Source organism: Sphingobacterium lumbrici (assembly GCF_006476045.1).
GTDB lineage: Bacteria > Bacteroidota > Bacteroidia > Sphingobacteriales > Sphingobacteriaceae > Sphingobacterium > Sphingobacterium lumbrici.
The window spans coordinates 641,432-658,391 of sequence record NZ_SRZY01000011.1 but is presented as its reverse complement, the minus strand read 5'-3'; the positions used below and the strand labels follow the sequence as shown (position 1 = coordinate 658,391).

Below are 16,960 nucleotides of genomic sequence, written 5' to 3'. Positions count from 1 at the left end.
ATGTACACTTCTGAACTGAAATCAACGCACCGACCCAAAATCTACCACACGTCATTATGTGTTGGTATCTTTCTATTTTTTCATCAGATAACTTTCGGGCAACAATCTATTGATATTAACCATGCGTACGCAATCTTAGACCAACAGAATATTGATCTTAAACAAGCGCATGTCCAACTCCTGCTCTCGCGACAGGACCATACAGATGCAAAAAACAGTATACTGCCTACACTCTCTCTGGGAGCAGGTCACAACTACAATCTAGGACTTGCCTTCGACCAGATAGCAGGTCAGCTCGTTACCGGAAACAGATGGTCTAACAACGCAAATGCCAGTGTCAGAATGAATGCAACATTATTTCAGGGTTTCGCCAGAAGTAACCAGCTTAAAATTGCGCTGCTTGATATAGAAAGCAGCGAACTGGAGGTCAGCCGGTTGAAAAAATCACTACGCCTGGATCTACTCTCCCTCTACTTCGATGCTATTGTAAACCAGGCTTTGCACCGTTCCAGCCTCGAACAGCTCAATTACTCCAGAGCGCAGCTCGAACAACAGAAAATACAGTTTGACATGGGCACCAAAACATTGGTAGATGTATCGCTGGCAGAGAGTCAGGTCGCTACAGATGAACTGAATGTGCTCGTGAGCAGAAATACGTATGAAAGCAAGACGCTGGATATACAACGACTGCTAGACCTCGCCTACACCGACAGCCTCATATTGGCCACGCCGGCATTGGAACTACTCGATGCCGATTATGGCTCAAGCACATCTGTTAATGCTGACCCAAACATACAACTGAGCTACGTACGGATCAAACAGGCAGAGATCGGTCTGAAGAATGCAAGGAACGGCTATTACCCAACCTTAAGTTTTTCAAGTGGATATGGCACAAACTATTCCTCGGAACGCAATGACTATTTAACCGGTCAATTCATGCCCTTTTGGAATCAGGTAAACCAAAATAAATCACTATATCTTGGCCTGTCGCTGAGTATGCCTATATTCGACGGATTCAAAACAAAAGGCAGCATTAACAGAGCCAAGCTTACGCTTGATTTACAGAAAAGAGAGCTCGACAAAACCTTAAAAGATCAGGAGAAGATCTTATTGATGGCCCGGCAAGAGTACAGCAGGTCGCACAAGGAATATCAGGTGGTACAGACGCAGAGCCTCAGCCTTAAAAAGAGCTTCGAGGCCATGAAGGAACGGTACGACATAGGCATGGCTTCGTCCATGGACTATTCAAAAGCTTTGCTGGATTATAATATTTCGGAATTCAATCTCATCCGGGCAAAATATACCGTATTGTACAATCAGGAGATTTTGAAAGTATTAACGGACTCGTATTAGGCACTTATCCCTAAACAGTTTCCTGCCTATCGGCTTTTTTAAAAACCCAATATTTCTGTAATGTAAAATTGAAACCCAGTGACACCACAAGCTCTACCATCAATCGTGTAATTTTGTAGTCAATACCTGTTAATGTGGACAACAAGGGAGTTCCCTGGGATTTTAATATGATACTTCCAATAACTACTATGATGAATTTCCATAATTGACTCGCAACAGGAGCCTCGTCTTTTTTGAAGGTCCAAAAACGGTTAATGGTAAAATTGACCACCGCCCCTATGGATCCTGATATCACAATAGAGGTACTGATCGCAAAACCAAGAATCTCCTTACAAAAGAGCATAATCCCATAATCAACCATTCCGCCTGCAAAAGCAGATAACTGGGCTTTAAGGAACTCCTTTATTTTTGACATCATTTTTATTGATTGTTCAATTTATGCTGTTTTTCATCAGCATCCCTAATATCTCCCAAATCCAGAAGCTTTTTGGTATCACCAAGATTTATAAAAAACAAAGCAATACAAATCAAAATCACCAAGTAATTAATAGAACCCGGAATGATGACTTCTACAAGCAGAACAATGGAAATAATAACCCTAATCTCGGTAGGTCCTAAAAGTCCGGCATCTATCGTGTACTTATCGGTGATTTTATACCGCAACTGAGAAATAATCATCGCCCAACCGTACAATGCGACCAATGCAAATCCGGAATACTTAAAATCTCCGGGTGCATAAAACACATACCCCAGACCAATGAAGACCGTGCTTACCCAGTCCATAATAATGTCTAGCGCAAAACCGTACCATTTGCGCGATTTATTTCGATAAAAGGCGATCCTACCGTCTAATGAATCACCAAACCATTGTACAAAAAATCCAACAATACCGAGCAACAGATAATTCAGATGGACGTACTCCGCTAAAAGAAAACTTACTAAAATCATAAGTGACCCTAAAAAACCAATAGCCGTTAATCCATCCGAAGACAGCGCATTGGGAATACGCGGCACCAGATATGAAATAAATTTTTGTTCGGGATTACTCAATATATTCGTACGCTTTCTGTCTTGAAAAAGCTTCTTATTAATCTTCTGACTACTCATTATTTACAGTTCTTACAACCAATTATTTTTCTTGTACCAAAGAAGACTTTCTCCTAGTCCCTCTTTAAGATTATACTTCGGATTAAAACCCAGTTTATTTTTAGCCTTCGATATATCACAGCCCCAATTTTCTGCGGTCAACTCATTCAACCGTTCGGGATAAATAACAGGCGTTCTCTTCGAATGCTTATAAATGGTTTCGGATATTTGAGCAACTTTTTTAACTATGCCAAAGGGGATATGAATACGAAGCAGCTTTCTACGTAGTGTCTCCTTGAAAATATCCGCCATTTCATATTTAGAATAGATGTTGCCATCGGTGACATTATAAAACTGTAGTCCCTCCTGAGGCACCACACACCCTTTTAACAACACATCCACTAAATCCTTTACATAGATAAAACTGAGCTTTTGGGGTTTTCTGCCAATATACGGATCCAACCCCTTATTCATCGTATCAAAAAGAATAAATAAATCCTTTTCGCGCGGGCCATACACTGCAGTGGGACGAAATACAGACAGCGGTCTATCCGAAAAATCCGCTTTAATCATCTGTTCTGAAGCACACTTACTGCGGCCATATACCGTTACCGGGTTGTAAGGTGTTGATTCGTCAATAAGCCTGTCGCTGGCATAAGCAATGGGGCCCACTGCGGCCAGACTGCTCACATATACCAACCTTTCCAATGGCATATCTGCAGCGAAGGCCGCTTCAAGAATATGCTGTGTGTACCCTACATTAACGTCCAGCAACATCGTTTCCTCTTTTGCTTTGGTCAATGCAGCAGCATGAATGATATAGTGATATTGATATTCTTCGAATAACTTCTTCAATGCGATGACAGAAGAAAAATCAGGAAATACAAATTGATCCACAAAAGATTCAATCTCCGTGATATTACTCGAACGCCGAACTGCAGCATGCACTTCGAAATCCAGATTCTTTGCTGCTTCGACCAGATGAGAACCAACAAAGCCACTAGCCCCCGTAATTAAGATTCTTTTCCTCATACCGCTTTTTCATAGAGGCGATACTGCTTATATAATCTTCCGTTGATTTGTTCAATAGCATGATTCATCATGTAATTATGCTCCAGCATCCATGAGCACTCTCCTCTTTCTATCCCATAAAGACCGGCATTTTTGATAATTCTGCCATATAAACAGGCTTCTATGCCCATTTTCCGGTAATCTTCGAGTACCCCCAGCATCATCACCCGCAAAGACTTTATTTTCTTTTTACCAAACAGCAGTTTAAAAATTCCTGTCGGAAGTAATCTCCCTCTTTTTATATGAATTAATATCTCATTAATATTCGGAATCCCTACCGCAAAACCAACAATCGCATTATCCTTTTCTGCAATAATGCAAAAACGAGGGTCTACGATCATTTTCAGATCTTTCGCGACATAGGCAAACTCTTCATCGGTCATCGGTACAAAACCAAGGTTCTTATCCCAAGCTTTATTGTACACCGATTTTATCTTTGCAGTTTCATTCTTAAAATCTTTTAAGTTGATAAGCCGCAACCTGATACCGGATCTGTTTAAACGCTCTTCCAGACGATCCATTAACTGTACCGAACGCAAACTGGCCTGCGCTGTTGGTATATCATAAGCTCTTAGGTCTACTTTTTTTGCAAATCCAAAGTGTGCTATTAAATCGCTATAATATGGATAATTATAGGGCATCATCGCTACCGGAGGCATTTCAAACCCTTCAATCAAAAGCCCACAGGTTTCATTTGTAGATTGGTTAATGGGTCCGACCACGGTATCTCCCCCCTTGGCCTTTATCCACGCTATTGCAGCCTCAAATAAAGCATCCGCAACTCTTTGGTCGTTCACACTATCAAAGAAACCGAACTGGCCTTCATTCACCTGGTTAAATGCATTGTGATTCACGTTCCAGAATGCGCCAATCCTGCCTACGATTTTATGATCTTCGTACGCAAGAAACAATTGTGCCGATGAGTGCTTATAGAAAGGGTGCTTATCCGGATTCAACAAATCATCTTGCCCAACAAACAACTCCGGGACATAATTAGGTTCCCCCTTATACAAATCATGCGGAAAATCTATAAATTCCGCACGTTGTTTTTTTGTTTCTACCGGGATGATTTCTATCATAGCGATTAGCTAATAAAGGTTTCGACCTCTAACGTTTTAAATACTTTAGCCATTTTATCAACAGCTTCATCTATCTGGTCGAACGTATGTGTCGCCATCAATGAAAAACGGATCAAAGATTCTTCTGCAGGTACAGCTGGTGCAACAACAGGATTCACAAAGATACCATCATCCTGAAGCATCTTGGTAACATAATATGTTTTATCGTTGTTACGTACAAAAACAGGAAGGATAGGACTTTCTGTCGCTCCCAGGTCAAATCCATTTTCTAACAAAAGACTTTTAGCATAATTCGTATTCGCCCACAATCTTTCGATGTGTTCCGGCTCTGTCTGAATAATCTCTAGCGCCTTCAACGTCGAAGCAACAGAAGCAGGTGTCATACTCGCGCTAAACATCAATGACCGTGCGGAGTGTTTCAAATATTCTATCGTGTCTCTATCTGCCGCCACAAAACCACCCAAAGAAGCAAAAGATTTACTAAAGGTCCCCATAATCAAATCAACCTTATCTGTCAATCCAAAATGGCTTCCCGTACCTGCGCCCTTTTCACCGATCACTCCCAAACTGTGCGCATCATCACAAAGGATAGCCGCGTCAAATTCTTCGGCAACATTTACCAATTCAGGAAGCTTTACAATATCGCCTTCCATACTAAATATACCATCCGTAGCAATAAACTTTAAGCTATCTTCCGGCAACCGAGAAATCTTAGCACGCAAATCTTCCATGTCATTGTGTGCATATTTTATAACTTTAGAGAATGACAGACGGCTACCATCAATGATGGAAGCGTGATCCCGTTCATCCAACAAGATATAGTCGTTTCTACCTGTAAGACAAGACAACGGGCCTAAATTAGACTGAAATCCGGTACTAAAAAGTATGGCAGCTTCTTTCCCAACAAAATCTGCCAGTCTTTCTTCCAGCTCCACATGAATATCTAATGTTCCATTTAAAAAACGGGAACCGGCACACCCTGTACCATATTTCGCGAGTGCATCCTGTGATGCCTGGATAATCCGCTTATCCGTAGTCAATCCTAAATAAGAATTTGACCCGAACATCAAAACCCGCTTTCCATCAATCAACACCTCCGTATCTTGTTTAGATTGAATAGGCCTGAAATAAGCATATAAATCATTCGACTTGATACGCTCTAGTTCCCCGTTTAGAAACTTTGATGTTCTTTCACTTAACTTTCCCTTGCTCATGCTATAGGTGTTTCTTTTTGTTGTGATAATACTAAAAAGCTTATTCTTCTTTTACTTTTTGACTAAACCTTATCAAATGTCAAAATTGAAAAAAAACAAAACAACATATACTATTTTAGCTTCAAAAAACACGTTGAGGCTGTACCAATCAGCTAACGAGAAATAATTTAGACTAAAATAAGTACATTTTGTAGATTATAAAAATCGGTGCAAACATACAAAAACTCAAGATATTTTGCATAGCCGAAAAACCATATAAATCTCATAAAATTAAATTATTGTTAACACAACTCCAATAGAAGAATGAATAAAAAGTGAATAAATTTCGAAAATCATTACATTTGTCCTCATTTGCAATAAAACATGGCTATATCTTCACAAATCAATATTAAAAATAAAAGGGCATCATTTGAATATCACCTGCTAGATAGATATGTGGCGGGCATTCGGTTATTGGGAACAGAAATAAAGTCTATCCGCGAAGGAAAAGCAAATATCAATGACAGCTTTTGCGCCTTTTTTGAAGACGGATTGTATATACGCAACATGCACATCGCAGAATATTCTTTTGGTTCCTTTTATAATCATGAGTCAAAACGAGACCGTCAATTGTTGCTGAACAAAAAAGAACTAAAAAAAATCAAGGCAAAAGGGGAGGAAAAAGGATTCACCATCGTCCCGTTGCGCATATTTATCAATGAAAGAGGATTTGCAAAAGTAGAAATTGCCGTAGCGCAGGGTAAAAAAGACTTTGACAAGCGTGATACCATTAAAGAACGGGATAGCAAACGGGAACTTGATCGCGTAATGAAGCGATAACAAGACATTTAGAAGAAGTTTCCTTTTCGCATTATTCTATTCATCGAGCGCAAGTCCTTCCAGAACCGGAATCGGTTGTTTATTTTGATCTAGCGCCACAAAAGTAAACATGCCTTGAATAGCTAATTCGCGTCCTTCTTCGTCCATCTTTTCTAAATAGATTTCTACCTTTACTTTTACGCTTGTGCGTCCGATACTATCCACCCGCGCAATAGCTTCAATGATACTTCCCGAGGGTATAGCTTTTTCGAAATTAATCTTATCTGACGACACGGTTACCAACGTCTTTCTACAAAATCTCGTGGCAGCCATAAAAGAGACTTCATCCATTATCGCCATTGCTTTGCCACCAAATAAAGTATCATGGTGATTGGTTAAAAAAGGAAATACGGTTGTACAAACACGGGTCTCAGACTGATCAATCTTCTCTTCTAATGTCATTATATTAAAATTTTTAGGTAAAGCTAGTGTTATCCACATCAATCCCAATACCTTTCAGCAGTAGAGAAGCATTAAAAACCGTACATTGCCCATCTTTCAGTTTATAGTCAAATAACATTTCTCCTTCCTTTATCCGGATATCAAAATGATAATTTTGAAGAATAGATGGATATTCACCTTCTAAAGTAGCCAATTGCAAATCATGCGTCGCAACCATCCCCCTGCCATTCATCGCTATCAACTTCTTGATAACAGCACGAGATCCCAGGTACTTATCGACTGAGTTTGTACCGCGCAGCATTTCATCGATCAAAAAGAAGCTGTCGTCTGCAACTTCCACAATCCCCAGAATGAATTTCATTCTGTCCAATTCTGCTTTAAAAGTAGAAGTACTCTCATTTAAGCTGTCTTTGATACGCATATAAGTAACTAGCCTGTAAATCGGCAATTTAAATTGCTTAGCACACACCACTGCCCCAGCATAAGCTAATACCGCATTAATGCCAATGGTACGCAAGAATGTACTTTTACCGGCCATATTAGATCCGGTTACCAAGGCTACACGATGGTTTCTGGCATCATAGCTATTTGCTACCGCCTGGCCAACAGGAATTAACGGATGATTAATATCCTCAGCTTGCATACCTTCTTCCAAATGACTATCCAAAATGACAGGTGTAGTCCAATCAGGCTCGTTTCTTTGCAGCGTAGACAGTCCCAATAACGCTTCAAAATCTGCCATCACATCAAACGCATGAACAATATTGCCTTCGTAATTTTCTTTCCATTTTACAATAGACAAGACCTGACGAAAGTCCCAGAGAAAGATAATATTGAGAATTGATCCTACTAAAATATTGTTTCTCGCATCAAGTTTATCCACCAAATTACCCAGCTCGCGAAAAGCTTGCGAGAGCTTCTTTTCGGCATGGTCTGTTTTCAGCTCTTCCTGAAGGTGAATGTTTAGATCTGTTGTGAAGTGCTCATTTTCGACAAGCCGCACCGCATCCGAATAAGCGACCAAAGTAGCTCCTATCTTATCAATACGGCTTGAAAAATGTCCTACTTTCCCTCCCAAAGCCATCGACCAACAAAAGTGGATTAAGCCCAAGATCGCGAGATATCCCCATACAGGGTACACAAAAATTGACACGATCCCCCCTGTTAAAAAGAGTAAAGGTGCTATCGGCACATAGATCTTCATGAACCATGAACCGAAATTTAAAGACCCATCGCCTAAATATGTTGTTAAAAATGTTTTGATATTCGTTTTCTGCCCAAGATTGAAAAGTAACCGCGTCTGAAGATCCTGTGCCCATTCTTTCTTTACCGCCAGTTCAGCGCTAGCCTGTTGGCGACTGCATATCACTTCCTTATTTGCACTTTTCAAAAACCAAGAAGCTAACCGCTCCACACCATCCGGCGTAGCCGAACGATTTACTTTTGCAAATAGCGAATGTGGTCCAAAAACATCTAAGTCTGAGATATAAGGGTGCTTTCCATCCTCAAACTGTTCCCCATTGCTATACATATTGACATGACCTTGTAAGAGATCCATTTCATTTCTATTCACACGGAGAAAAGCTCTTTTTTCTTCTCTTTTCTTCTCTAATTTACTTTGACGCAAAATCAAAAATGAAAATAACAGTATAATAACCATCACTGCTACCAACAGTAAGAGAACATTATTGAGCTGAAATATTTTAAACAGGATTGTGCCGCCTAATAATATCACCGCCAGTCGCAGTAAACTGTTGGTGTTCACTTTTTTTTCAATGACCACTAACTCAGCTTCGGTAGTGGTTATATTTCGGGTGTAAAATTCTTTCATTTCTGCTTTAAAGATAGTAATTTTTACCAGGCCTTATCACCTACCAAAGGTACAAACCGAAACGTATCTAATACAATACGTTCAAAATCATTTTCGCCGACGCGTAAAATTGTCACCATCTTTTGCGAATTTTCATCCCCAACAGGGATAACTAAAAGCCCTCCCAGCTTCAACTGTTTGAGCATCACATCCGGAACAAACGGAGCACCCGCGGTAACTATAATTTTATCATAAGGTGCATGTTCAGGAATTCCTTTCGATCCATCACCCAGAAAAAAATGAGGTTTGTATCCCATATAAGGCAATACCTGTATGGTACGGTTGTAGAGATTTTCTTGACGCTCAATCGTGTACAAATCGGCTCCTAATTCCAACAATATACAAGACTGATAACCAGATCCTGTACCTATTTCTAAAATCTTATCCCCTTTTTTTACATGTAGCAATTCAGATTGATAGGCCACGGTATAAGGCTGTGAAATCGTCTGCCCATCCCCGATCGGAAAAGCTATATCTCTATAAGCCTGATTCCAAAAGGTTTCATCAAAGAAAAAATGACGGGGTACCTTTCCGATTGCCCGCAACACATTTTTATCTTCAATTCCTCTTTTCTCCAGATGTTTCACAAGTTGCTTGCGCGCGCCTTTTTCTCGGTAGTTATCTACGAATTTGTATGCCATTGTTCCTCAAAAATACCATTGTTGGGGCATATTATCGCTATTAAAGTGCAAAATGTTTTAGCTCAGGACATTCGTTATTCAAATACCAAATGCCATCAACGCGCTTGAAACAGCTACCATCAGCAGCGATGGTACAGCTATTAAATGGGATAAAAAAAATCTCTTCTATCTGATAAAAATGAATACCTTAGTGTTACTTACCAAAGACGAAAAATTATGAAGTACCTACTCGTATTTTTGACTATGCTGCTTACCCAACAGAGTATATCACAAACCATATCTCCCGACTTTATGGAAGGCACCTGGAAACGGAAAGACAAGAACCATTACGAACATTGGGATAAATTAAATCCACGCATGTTGAAAGGATTTTCTTATATGTTAAAAAATGGCAATATAACTGTTACCGAATATGCTACTATCCATCAAACAAGGGGCAAAGAAGTGGTGTATTCTGCCACGGTAAAAGGACAAAATGCAGGGAAAACGATTAATTTTAAACAAACTCTTTCTGATACAGCCCTGATATTTGAAAATCAAGCTCATGATTTTCCAAAAAAAATTGTCTATAAAAAACGTACCGACTCAGAGATTTTGGTTCAAATTTCGGATGGAGGACAAAAAATCTATTCCTACAGTTTACTGAAGCAGCATACTAAAAATACGGCTATAGATTCCACTAACGCCAACCCCAATTACAATGCTGCACTCGCACAAAAGTTAGGTGCAGACGATTATGGAATGAAGAAGTACTTTCTTGTTATACTCAAAACAGGAAACAATACGACAGATGACAAAGAATTTATAAACAGTGCCTTCAGGGGGCATTTAGACAATATCGATAAGCTTGTAGAGCAAGGCAAGCTAATTCTCGCAGGCCCCTTGGGGAAAAATGAACGGACTTATCGTGGAATTTTTGTACTCAATGTAACATCGCCGGATGAAGCAGATGAAGTACTAATGACAGACCCCGCTATCCGGGCGAATCTCCTTACTTATGAATTATTTAATTGGTATGGCTCGGCAGCATTGCCCGAATATCTTCCTTCGGCGGATAAAGTATGGAAACTAAGCCCTTAATTTTTAATAGGGATCCACATCAATTTGGATACGTACACCGGCATTGTGTTTGTCCAATTCAAACAGTGCTATCGCCTGCCTAATCAGGTTTTTAACTTTATGGATACTGATGTTTGCTCGCTCGATCTTCAGCGTAATGGTTTGGATATAGTGATTTCGTACACGTGACACCAGTGGTGGCTCAGGGCCTAATACCCGATTTCCCAAATGAGAACGGAGTGCGGAAGCCAACCTGTTGGCAGAATCTAACGTCTGCTGTTGATCTGTATGCTTGACATCCATTTTTATCAGTCTACAAAATGGCGGATATTGAAAATTTTTACGTTCCGTAATTTCCTTCATAAACATCCCTTCGTAGTCGTGATTCACCACCTGTTCAATGACCCTATGCTTAGGCGTATAGGTCTGGATGATTACTTTACCCAGAGATTGCCTTCTTCCGGCGCGCCCTGCAACCTGAGAAAATAATGAAAAAGCACGCTCGTATGCTCTAAAATCAGGGAAATTAATAATGGTATCCGCATTGATAATTCCGATTAGACTAACGCGGCCAAAATCCAACCCCTTAGCTACCATCTGCGTGCCGATCAACACATCAAATTCATAATCATCAAAGGCACCTATTATTTTATCAAATCCATACTTACCTTTTGTTGAATCCAGATCCAGGCGACCGATCCGAAGCTCCGGCATTAAAATCTCTAGCTCTTCCTCTACCCTTTCGGTACCAAATCCCTTACTCTCCATGTGTGGCATACCACAGGCCGGGCACACATTAATCGGAGACTCGGAATGTCCGCAATAATGGCAATGCAATAAATGCGATGTTTTATGATAGGTCAAACTCACGTCGCAATTGACACATTTAGCAACGTAACCACAGGTGCTACATTGCACAAAAGGGGTGTGCCCTCTGCGATTCTGAAACAATATGATCTGTTCCTTTTTACGTACTGCCTCCTCTATACTTCTTAAAAGATCAGCACTAAAATAGGAATGCATCTGTTCTTTTCGGCTCTCTTCCGGTATATTTATAATCTGAATATCCGGCAGTTGTGCCTCTCCAAAACGCTGTAATAAGTTCACAAAACCATATTTACTAGCCTTAGCATTATAATAACTTTCGACAGAAGGTGTTGCAGACCCCAATAAAACTTTGGCATGATGAATATGGGCTAAATATATGGCCGTATCCCGTGCATGGTAACGAGGTGCCGGATCATATTGCTTATATGAATTCTCATGCTCCTCATCAACAATGATAAGACCAAGGTCTTTGAACGGCAAAAACACCGAAGAACGGGCACCAATTACCACCCTGAATTCATCTTTGATAACTTTATGCCAAACTTCCGCTCGTTCATTGTCGTTAAATTTCGAATGATAAACCCCCAATTTGTTACCAAAATGTAACTTGAGCCGTGCGGTAATCTGTGCTGTAAGTGCAATTTCCGGCAACAGGTACAATACATTTTTACCTTCTTCCAATGCTCTTTCAATTAATCGGATGTAAATTTGTGTCTTACCGGAAGCTGTCACTCCATGCAACAGTACAACTTCTTTGTCTTCAAACTGCGCTTCAATGGTATCGTAAGCATTCCGTTGACTTTCACTAAAGGTAAAATCTTTTACTACCAACGTGTCTATGCCGTTAAATCGGCTAACCAACTTTTCTTTTAGGTCAAAGACCCCCTTATCGATCAACGCCGTCACAGCCCCTGTTCCACAGCCGGACAGCTCCATAATCTCCTGACGTGTAATATCTTCCTTTGTTTTGGACAATTGCATAAAAGCAAGAAAAGCATCCTGCTGTTTAGGGGCGCGATTAAGACTGTCTAATAGTAGTCGTTTACCTTCCGCATCACCATACTCCGATGCCAAACGCAAAAACGCTTTTGTTTTCGGTTTATATCGTTCCTTAATTTCTTCTGAAATTAAAATATAGCCTTTCTCAAACAAGGATTTTAACAGGGGGAATACGGATTTCTGTCCCAATATCTTAACAACATCACTGACCCTCAATTCGCCGGCAATATCCAGTGCTTCCAGGATCAAATACGCTTTATCAGAAACGTCTGACCGATCCAGATTTGGATTATCCGCTAAAACAATTTTGGTTTCCGAAGCCATTTTCAGGGCTGCGGGAAGAGCTGCTTGCATAACCTCTCCCAAATGGCACATATAATATGCCGCCATCCACTCCCACAACTGCAATTGCGATCCATCTACAATCGGCTCTTCGTCTACAATATCCAGCAGGTATTTGGCTTCGTATTTGACAGGGGCTTCTGTAGAGAAAGCTCTTACTATAGCCGAATAAATTTTATTCTTTCCGAATTGCACAATTACACGAATACCTGTTTTCACACGGTCATTCAAATCATGTGGCACACGATATGTATACGTTTTGGCGATTGCCAAAGGGAGGATCACTTCTACAAATAACGTTTTACGCTTTTGATCGAACAGCTCGGAATTGGACATACAACAAACTTAGATAAAATGCTTCGCATTCGCCAATGCCGAGTTGTAAAAACACAATTCAGCATTTGCTTTTTTGTAAGATTATAATCTCTGATGATGGTGGGGTAATAAATAAAGGAAGGATTAAATTAGTCAGGTTATTATTCGCTGATTCCAAGTTGTATCAGCAATCATTAATATCTGTATTTTATCTTTTGCCCTCATCGGCGGGCAGCCTCCTTCTTTTCTCTCAAAAGAAGCAAAAGTCGTCGCTGTGCCGGCTCGCACAACGGGTCACCATTCCTGCTATTTGCGACCCGCCAAGGCGACATTTAGCGTGTGTGTAGGGGTAGTGCGTTTATTATTAATATTGGCCTTATACTACTGCTGAGCTGAAATATAAAATAATATTTAAGAATAAAGCACTATCCTTACAAATTAGACAAATATCGCCTTAGCCATTTGCCAATTGCAGGAGGAGGCACTAACCATTCTGGCAAATGGGTACAGCGATGATTTTTTCCTTCTTTTTATAAAAAAAGAAGTCGCCCCTGCGCCGGCGACAGAGGCGCATAAAAATTGATTAAGAAAATCCTTCCTTAAAAACACATTTTAACAAAAAAACCTCGACAATAAAATTATCGAGGTTAAATATGTTATACTTTTAAACTAAGCGCGATGTCGTATCGCCGCCACAAACAACCCTACCCATCCCGTCATAAAAAACAATCCGCCTATCGGAGTGACGGGGCCTAGCCACGATGCGATTTCTATATCGAGCAAAGATCGTACACTTAATACATACAGTGACCCCGAAAAAAACAAGATACCAACTGTAAATGCAATAAATGACACACGTATGGAAGGACTCTTGGCTCTCGAAAATGTGGACAAAAACAACAATGCCAAGGTATGGTAAAAGTGATATTGGTTAGCGGTTTTCCAGGTTGCCAAATGGTATTCGCTGATTTTCCCTTCTAAGCCATGTGCTCCAAACGCGCCCAATATAACAGCGATCAACCCCAAAAAAGAGGCTGTCAATATAATCTGTTTATTCATCTAATCTCTAAAAATTCAAACTTATTGAAATATTGCTTATAAATGTAAAAAATATCCGTTAAAAGCATCAATATTTTTGCTTTTTTATTTGGTTACGCTTTATTTTCGCATCATAATTAAGTAGGTTTGTAGTATGAGGAATACGATTATCGTAACGGCCATTTTATTTATAGCTGTAATTGGCGCTTCTATTTATTACTTCAGCGATCTGAATAAAGACCACAAAGAGGCAATCAAGCCTTTGAAATACCTGCCCGAGAATACCCTATTGATTTTGTCAATTCGCAATGACGAAGTAACAGATAATATCTTTAAAGATTTTGAGGTGTTTGATGCCATTCTCGGCTTCAGCGAAATGGAAAGACTCGAAGAATTCAAGAAAAAATTACTGCGCAATGATGCTTTAAGATCGCATGTATCGGATTCTGAAATTTACATTTCATTTCACCCCAATGATAAAAAATCTGTGGAAACGCTATTTACCATCCCAACTACCGGAAAAATAGCTCCTAATCAACTGCCTGCCATCATTCAGCAGATGGGAACAGATTACAAAGTAGACATACAAGACACCTTGAATCAGCAAATATTTTCCTTCAACAATGGAAATATCGATGCTACACTCTACATCATCTGCCACGAAAACATCCTCTTTGCGTCCTATTCCAAACCCCTTTTAGCAGCTATAATAAGTAAAGAAACGAAGCGTCTTCCCGAGGAACAAATTGATTATTTCATTACAAACAATTCCCGGAACACACCGCTAAGTGTGTTTTTTCCTCATCAGCAGCTTCCATCCGTTCTGCAACAGTTTCAACGCACGAGTTCAGGCACATTTTTAAAACAGTTTGAAGGCCTGAAAGGACAATCTGCGTGGAATATTAATTTTAAACAAGACGCTTTAATGTTGACCGGTGAAAGTGAAATCGAAAATACAGATGGGAATTATCTTGCTTTGTTCCGCAGCCAACGAAAAAAGACACAATATTTATACAATTTCTTTCCATCGGCTACAGCCGTATATATAGAATACAGTATCAGTGATCAGAAACAATTTACCAAAGACCTCAATGACTTACTTACCTTTCGTAAAGAGAGAGATAAAATCTACAACCAATTCAAGTCTCAACAACAAGATACTGCCGCCATATTTAAATTGCAGCAAGCCTTAGGTTTAGAATTTGCATTGATCGAACAATCAAATCAAACCTATATGGGCTATATCAGTCTAGCTGACACCAATTCGTGGAACCGGCTTAAAAAACTTGAATTATTCGAAGATGCAGGAGATTCCATTTATAGATTCAAAAACTCAAATCTACTCTATGCTTTCTATGGCGATGCGTTCAAAGTTTTCCCCCGTCCGTATGTGATGCAGATAAGTAATATACTCGTTGTGGCCAACAGTAGCAATACGCTACGCGAATATCAAAAAGATTGGAAAAACAGAAATTTACTAACCGGAAACCTGGGTTTTAAAAACTTTGAAAAGCTCCAGGGAAACGAAGCGAATATCACCTTCTTTGTACATACTAAAAATGCGAATTCCAAAATTCTAAATTCCTTACCGCAGCACTATCAAAAAAACTTCAGGAATAACGATAACTTCGGCTATCAGGATTTTTATTCCTGGTCAGCTCAGTTGTCGGGAAATAACGACGGTTTCCTATCACGTATTTACGCCGTCTACAAAAGTAAAACCGCACTCGGAACCACCCCTGAGTGGGTCTACCCATTGCAAAACAATGTGATTACAAAACCTTATATCTTTGAGCACTCTGATACTAGCCAATTCATTTTATTGCAGGAATTGGACCATACGCTACACGCGATTAGCCCTTCGGGAAAAAAAATATGGTCGACCGTATTTTCCGGGCGCGTAGTCGGAGATATGGTTCAGATCGCAGACAGATCCATTATTTTGGTAACAGACAGGAACAGATTATATCGCTTTGATACTTCCGGAAAACCGATGAAAGGATTCTCTACGGGCATACCCGAAGAACCAATAGCCACTCCCACCCTTACATCTATAGCCGGTCAGTCATTAATTTTAGTACCTACACGAAAAAAAATATACACTTACACCATGGAAGGGGCTCTTGTTGATCTTTTCCGGGATGAAAACATAGCAGGCGAAATAATCGGTTCAATACAAATGGTGGGCGACTATTTCGCGATTGGAACTACCTATGGAAGAGTTTACTTATTCGATCAGGAAGGCCGTATCACCAAGCATATCGATGCCCCGGGAGATGTTGTATTTCGGAACCCGATCGGATCGCTAAATGTGGGCAATACAGAGTTCACTATATTGGCTACAGATACGACGAGCAACTTTTACAAGTTTCCGATCAACAAAGCCGCCATTAGCACACGACTCGAAAAATGGAACGCTAAATTTTATGCTGACTTTATCAATATCGCATCCTCAAGCGCCCCGGAAATGATCGTTATCGATGGCAGTCGATTACGCGCCTATGACATAACTGACACCACAAAACTACTTTTCGAATATAGTTTTACAAAAGATATTTCAGACAGACCCCAATATTTTAGATCTACTACCGGATTCTCTTTGATAGGTATTGCTTCCAAAGCAACCAACCTCATTTACCTCTTTAATGAGAATGGATCGATCATCGATGGCTTTCCGGTAGAGGGACGACCTCTATTCTATTATGGAAAAATAAATTACAACAGCGACACTTTCTTGTTATGTATGCGACGAGATCACAAACTTTATGCTTTCCGACATCAAAAATAATTTTACAAGAACATTAT

At 40.0% G+C, this 16,960-nt stretch carries 14 protein-coding genes; 4 read left to right on the top strand and 10 right to left on the bottom strand.

Going from position 1 to position 16,960, the window contains the following annotated elements:
- Entirely contained in the window at nt 1–1,353 is a 1,353-nt protein-coding gene (locus E4F24_RS05090) for a TolC family protein (protein WP_140937574.1), read from the top strand.
- Between the two features lie 10 nt (nt 1,354–1,363).
- On the opposite strand, the gene E4F24_RS05085 is transcribed toward E4F24_RS05090, so the two are convergent.
- Genes E4F24_RS05085 through spt form a run of 5 tightly spaced genes read right to left on the bottom strand, consistent with a single transcriptional unit; the run spans nt 1,364 to nt 5,803 of the window.
- Nucleotides 1,364–1,771: a GtrA family protein gene (locus E4F24_RS05085; RefSeq protein WP_140937573.1), complete on the bottom strand. Its 408-nt coding sequence runs from the start codon at nt 1,769–1,771 to the stop codon at nt 1,364–1,366.
- A 2-nt stretch (nt 1,772–1,773) separates the two neighbouring features.
- The gene (locus tag E4F24_RS05080; RefSeq protein WP_140937572.1) at nt 1,774–2,460 is read right to left on the bottom strand and encodes a CDP-alcohol phosphatidyltransferase family protein; all 687 of its coding nucleotides are present in this window, start codon (nt 2,458–2,460) and stop codon (nt 1,774–1,776) included.
- Between the two features lie 12 nt (nt 2,461–2,472).
- Nucleotides 2,473–3,471: an NAD-dependent epimerase/dehydratase family protein gene (locus tag E4F24_RS05075; protein ID WP_140937571.1), complete on the bottom strand. Its 999-nt coding sequence runs from the start codon at nt 3,469–3,471 to the stop codon at nt 2,473–2,475.
- Nucleotides 3,468–4,589 carry a GNAT family N-acetyltransferase gene (locus tag E4F24_RS05070; protein ID WP_140937570.1) on the bottom strand — a complete coding sequence of 374 codons (1,122 nt, stop codon included), beginning with the start codon at nt 4,587–4,589 and terminating at the stop codon, nt 3,468–3,470. Before E4F24_RS05070 ends, E4F24_RS05075 begins: the two co-directional genes overlap by 4 nt.
- 5 nt (nt 4,590–4,594) lie before the next feature.
- Entirely contained in the window at nt 4,595–5,803 is a 1,209-nt protein-coding gene (gene spt, locus E4F24_RS05065) for a serine palmitoyltransferase (RefSeq protein ID WP_140937569.1), read from the bottom strand.
- Between the two features lie 363 nt (nt 5,804–6,166).
- Between spt and smpB the strand changes: the two genes are divergently transcribed.
- Nucleotides 6,167–6,622 carry an SsrA-binding protein SmpB gene (smpB, locus tag E4F24_RS05060; RefSeq protein WP_140937568.1) on the top strand — a complete coding sequence of 152 codons (456 nt, stop codon included), beginning with the start codon at nt 6,167–6,169 and terminating at the stop codon, nt 6,620–6,622.
- 36 nt (nt 6,623–6,658) lie between these two features.
- Here smpB and E4F24_RS05055 read toward each other — a convergent pair whose 3' ends face one another.
- From E4F24_RS05055 to E4F24_RS05045, 3 genes are read right to left on the bottom strand one after another with little or no spacing between them, the layout of a single operon-like run.
- Nucleotides 6,659–7,063, bottom strand: a complete 405-nt coding sequence (locus E4F24_RS05055; RefSeq protein ID WP_140937567.1) for an acyl-CoA thioesterase — start codon at nt 7,061–7,063, stop codon at nt 6,659–6,661.
- Nucleotides 7,064–7,076: 13 nt separating this feature from the next.
- Nucleotides 7,077–8,894, bottom strand: a complete 1,818-nt coding sequence (locus E4F24_RS05050; protein ID WP_140937566.1) for a MutS-related protein — start codon at nt 8,892–8,894, stop codon at nt 7,077–7,079.
- 23 nt (nt 8,895–8,917) lie between these two features.
- Nucleotides 8,918–9,574, bottom strand: coding sequence for a protein-L-isoaspartate(D-aspartate) O-methyltransferase (locus E4F24_RS05045; RefSeq protein ID WP_140937565.1), 657 nt, complete (start codon nt 9,572–9,574; stop codon nt 8,918–8,920).
- Nucleotides 9,575–9,790: 216 nt separating this feature from the next.
- Here E4F24_RS05045 and E4F24_RS05040 point away from each other — a divergent pair, with 216 nt between their 5' ends.
- On the top strand, nt 9,791–10,654 hold the full coding sequence (locus E4F24_RS05040) for a DUF6265 family protein (protein ID WP_140937564.1): 864 nt from the start codon (nt 9,791–9,793) through the stop codon (nt 10,652–10,654).
- A gap of 3 nt (nt 10,655–10,657) precedes the next feature.
- On the opposite strand, the gene priA is transcribed toward E4F24_RS05040, so the two are convergent.
- A complete protein-coding gene (gene priA, locus E4F24_RS05035) occupies nt 10,658–13,138 on the bottom strand; it encodes a replication restart helicase PriA (RefSeq protein ID WP_140937563.1) in 2,481 nt (826 codons plus the stop codon).
- 648 nt (nt 13,139–13,786) lie between these two features.
- Complete coding sequence (locus E4F24_RS05030; RefSeq protein WP_140937562.1) at nt 13,787–14,176, bottom strand: DUF423 domain-containing protein; 390 nt, start codon at nt 14,174–14,176, stop codon at nt 13,787–13,789.
- Nucleotides 14,177–14,309: 133 nt separating this feature from the next.
- Here E4F24_RS05030 and E4F24_RS05025 point away from each other — a divergent pair, with 133 nt between their 5' ends.
- Nucleotides 14,310–16,943, top strand: a complete 2,634-nt coding sequence (locus E4F24_RS05025) for a PQQ-binding-like beta-propeller repeat protein (protein WP_140937561.1) — start codon at nt 14,310–14,312, stop codon at nt 16,941–16,943.
- The last annotated feature ends 17 nt before the right edge of the window (nt 16,944–16,960 follow it).

Excerpts from the sequence above, each read along its gene's own strand:
- E4F24_RS05090 (WP_140937574.1), top strand. The coding sequence starts at position 1 with ATGTACACTTCTGAACTGAAATCAACGCACCGACCCAAAATCTACCAC.
- E4F24_RS05050 (WP_140937566.1), bottom strand. The coding sequence starts at position 8,894 with ATGAAAGAATTTTACACCCGAAATATAACCACTACCGAAGCTGAGTTA.
- E4F24_RS05045 (WP_140937565.1), bottom strand. The coding sequence starts at position 9,574 with ATGGCATACAAATTCGTAGATAACTACCGAGAAAAAGGCGCGCGCAAG.
- E4F24_RS05085 (WP_140937573.1), bottom strand. The coding sequence starts at position 1,771 with ATGATGTCAAAAATAAAGGAGTTCCTTAAAGCCCAGTTATCTGCTTTT.
- E4F24_RS05055 (WP_140937567.1), bottom strand. The coding sequence starts at position 7,063 with ATGACATTAGAAGAGAAGATTGATCAGTCTGAGACCCGTGTTTGTACA.
- spt (WP_140937569.1), bottom strand. The coding sequence starts at position 5,803 with ATGAGCAAGGGAAAGTTAAGTGAAAGAACATCAAAGTTTCTAAACGGG.
- E4F24_RS05070 (WP_140937570.1), bottom strand. The coding sequence starts at position 4,589 with ATGATAGAAATCATCCCGGTAGAAACAAAAAAACAACGTGCGGAATTT.
- E4F24_RS05030 (WP_140937562.1), bottom strand. The coding sequence starts at position 14,176 with ATGAATAAACAGATTATATTGACAGCCTCTTTTTTGGGGTTGATCGCT.
- priA (WP_140937563.1), bottom strand. The coding sequence starts at position 13,138 with ATGTCCAATTCCGAGCTGTTCGATCAAAAGCGTAAAACGTTATTTGTA.
- E4F24_RS05080 (WP_140937572.1), bottom strand. The coding sequence starts at position 2,460 with ATGAGTAGTCAGAAGATTAATAAGAAGCTTTTTCAAGACAGAAAGCGT.
- E4F24_RS05040 (WP_140937564.1), top strand. The coding sequence starts at position 9,791 with ATGAAGTACCTACTCGTATTTTTGACTATGCTGCTTACCCAACAGAGT.
- E4F24_RS05075 (WP_140937571.1), bottom strand. The coding sequence starts at position 3,471 with ATGAGGAAAAGAATCTTAATTACGGGGGCTAGTGGCTTTGTTGGTTCT.
- smpB (WP_140937568.1), top strand. The coding sequence starts at position 6,167 with ATGGCTATATCTTCACAAATCAATATTAAAAATAAAAGGGCATCATTT.
- E4F24_RS05025 (WP_140937561.1), top strand. The coding sequence starts at position 14,310 with ATGAGGAATACGATTATCGTAACGGCCATTTTATTTATAGCTGTAATT.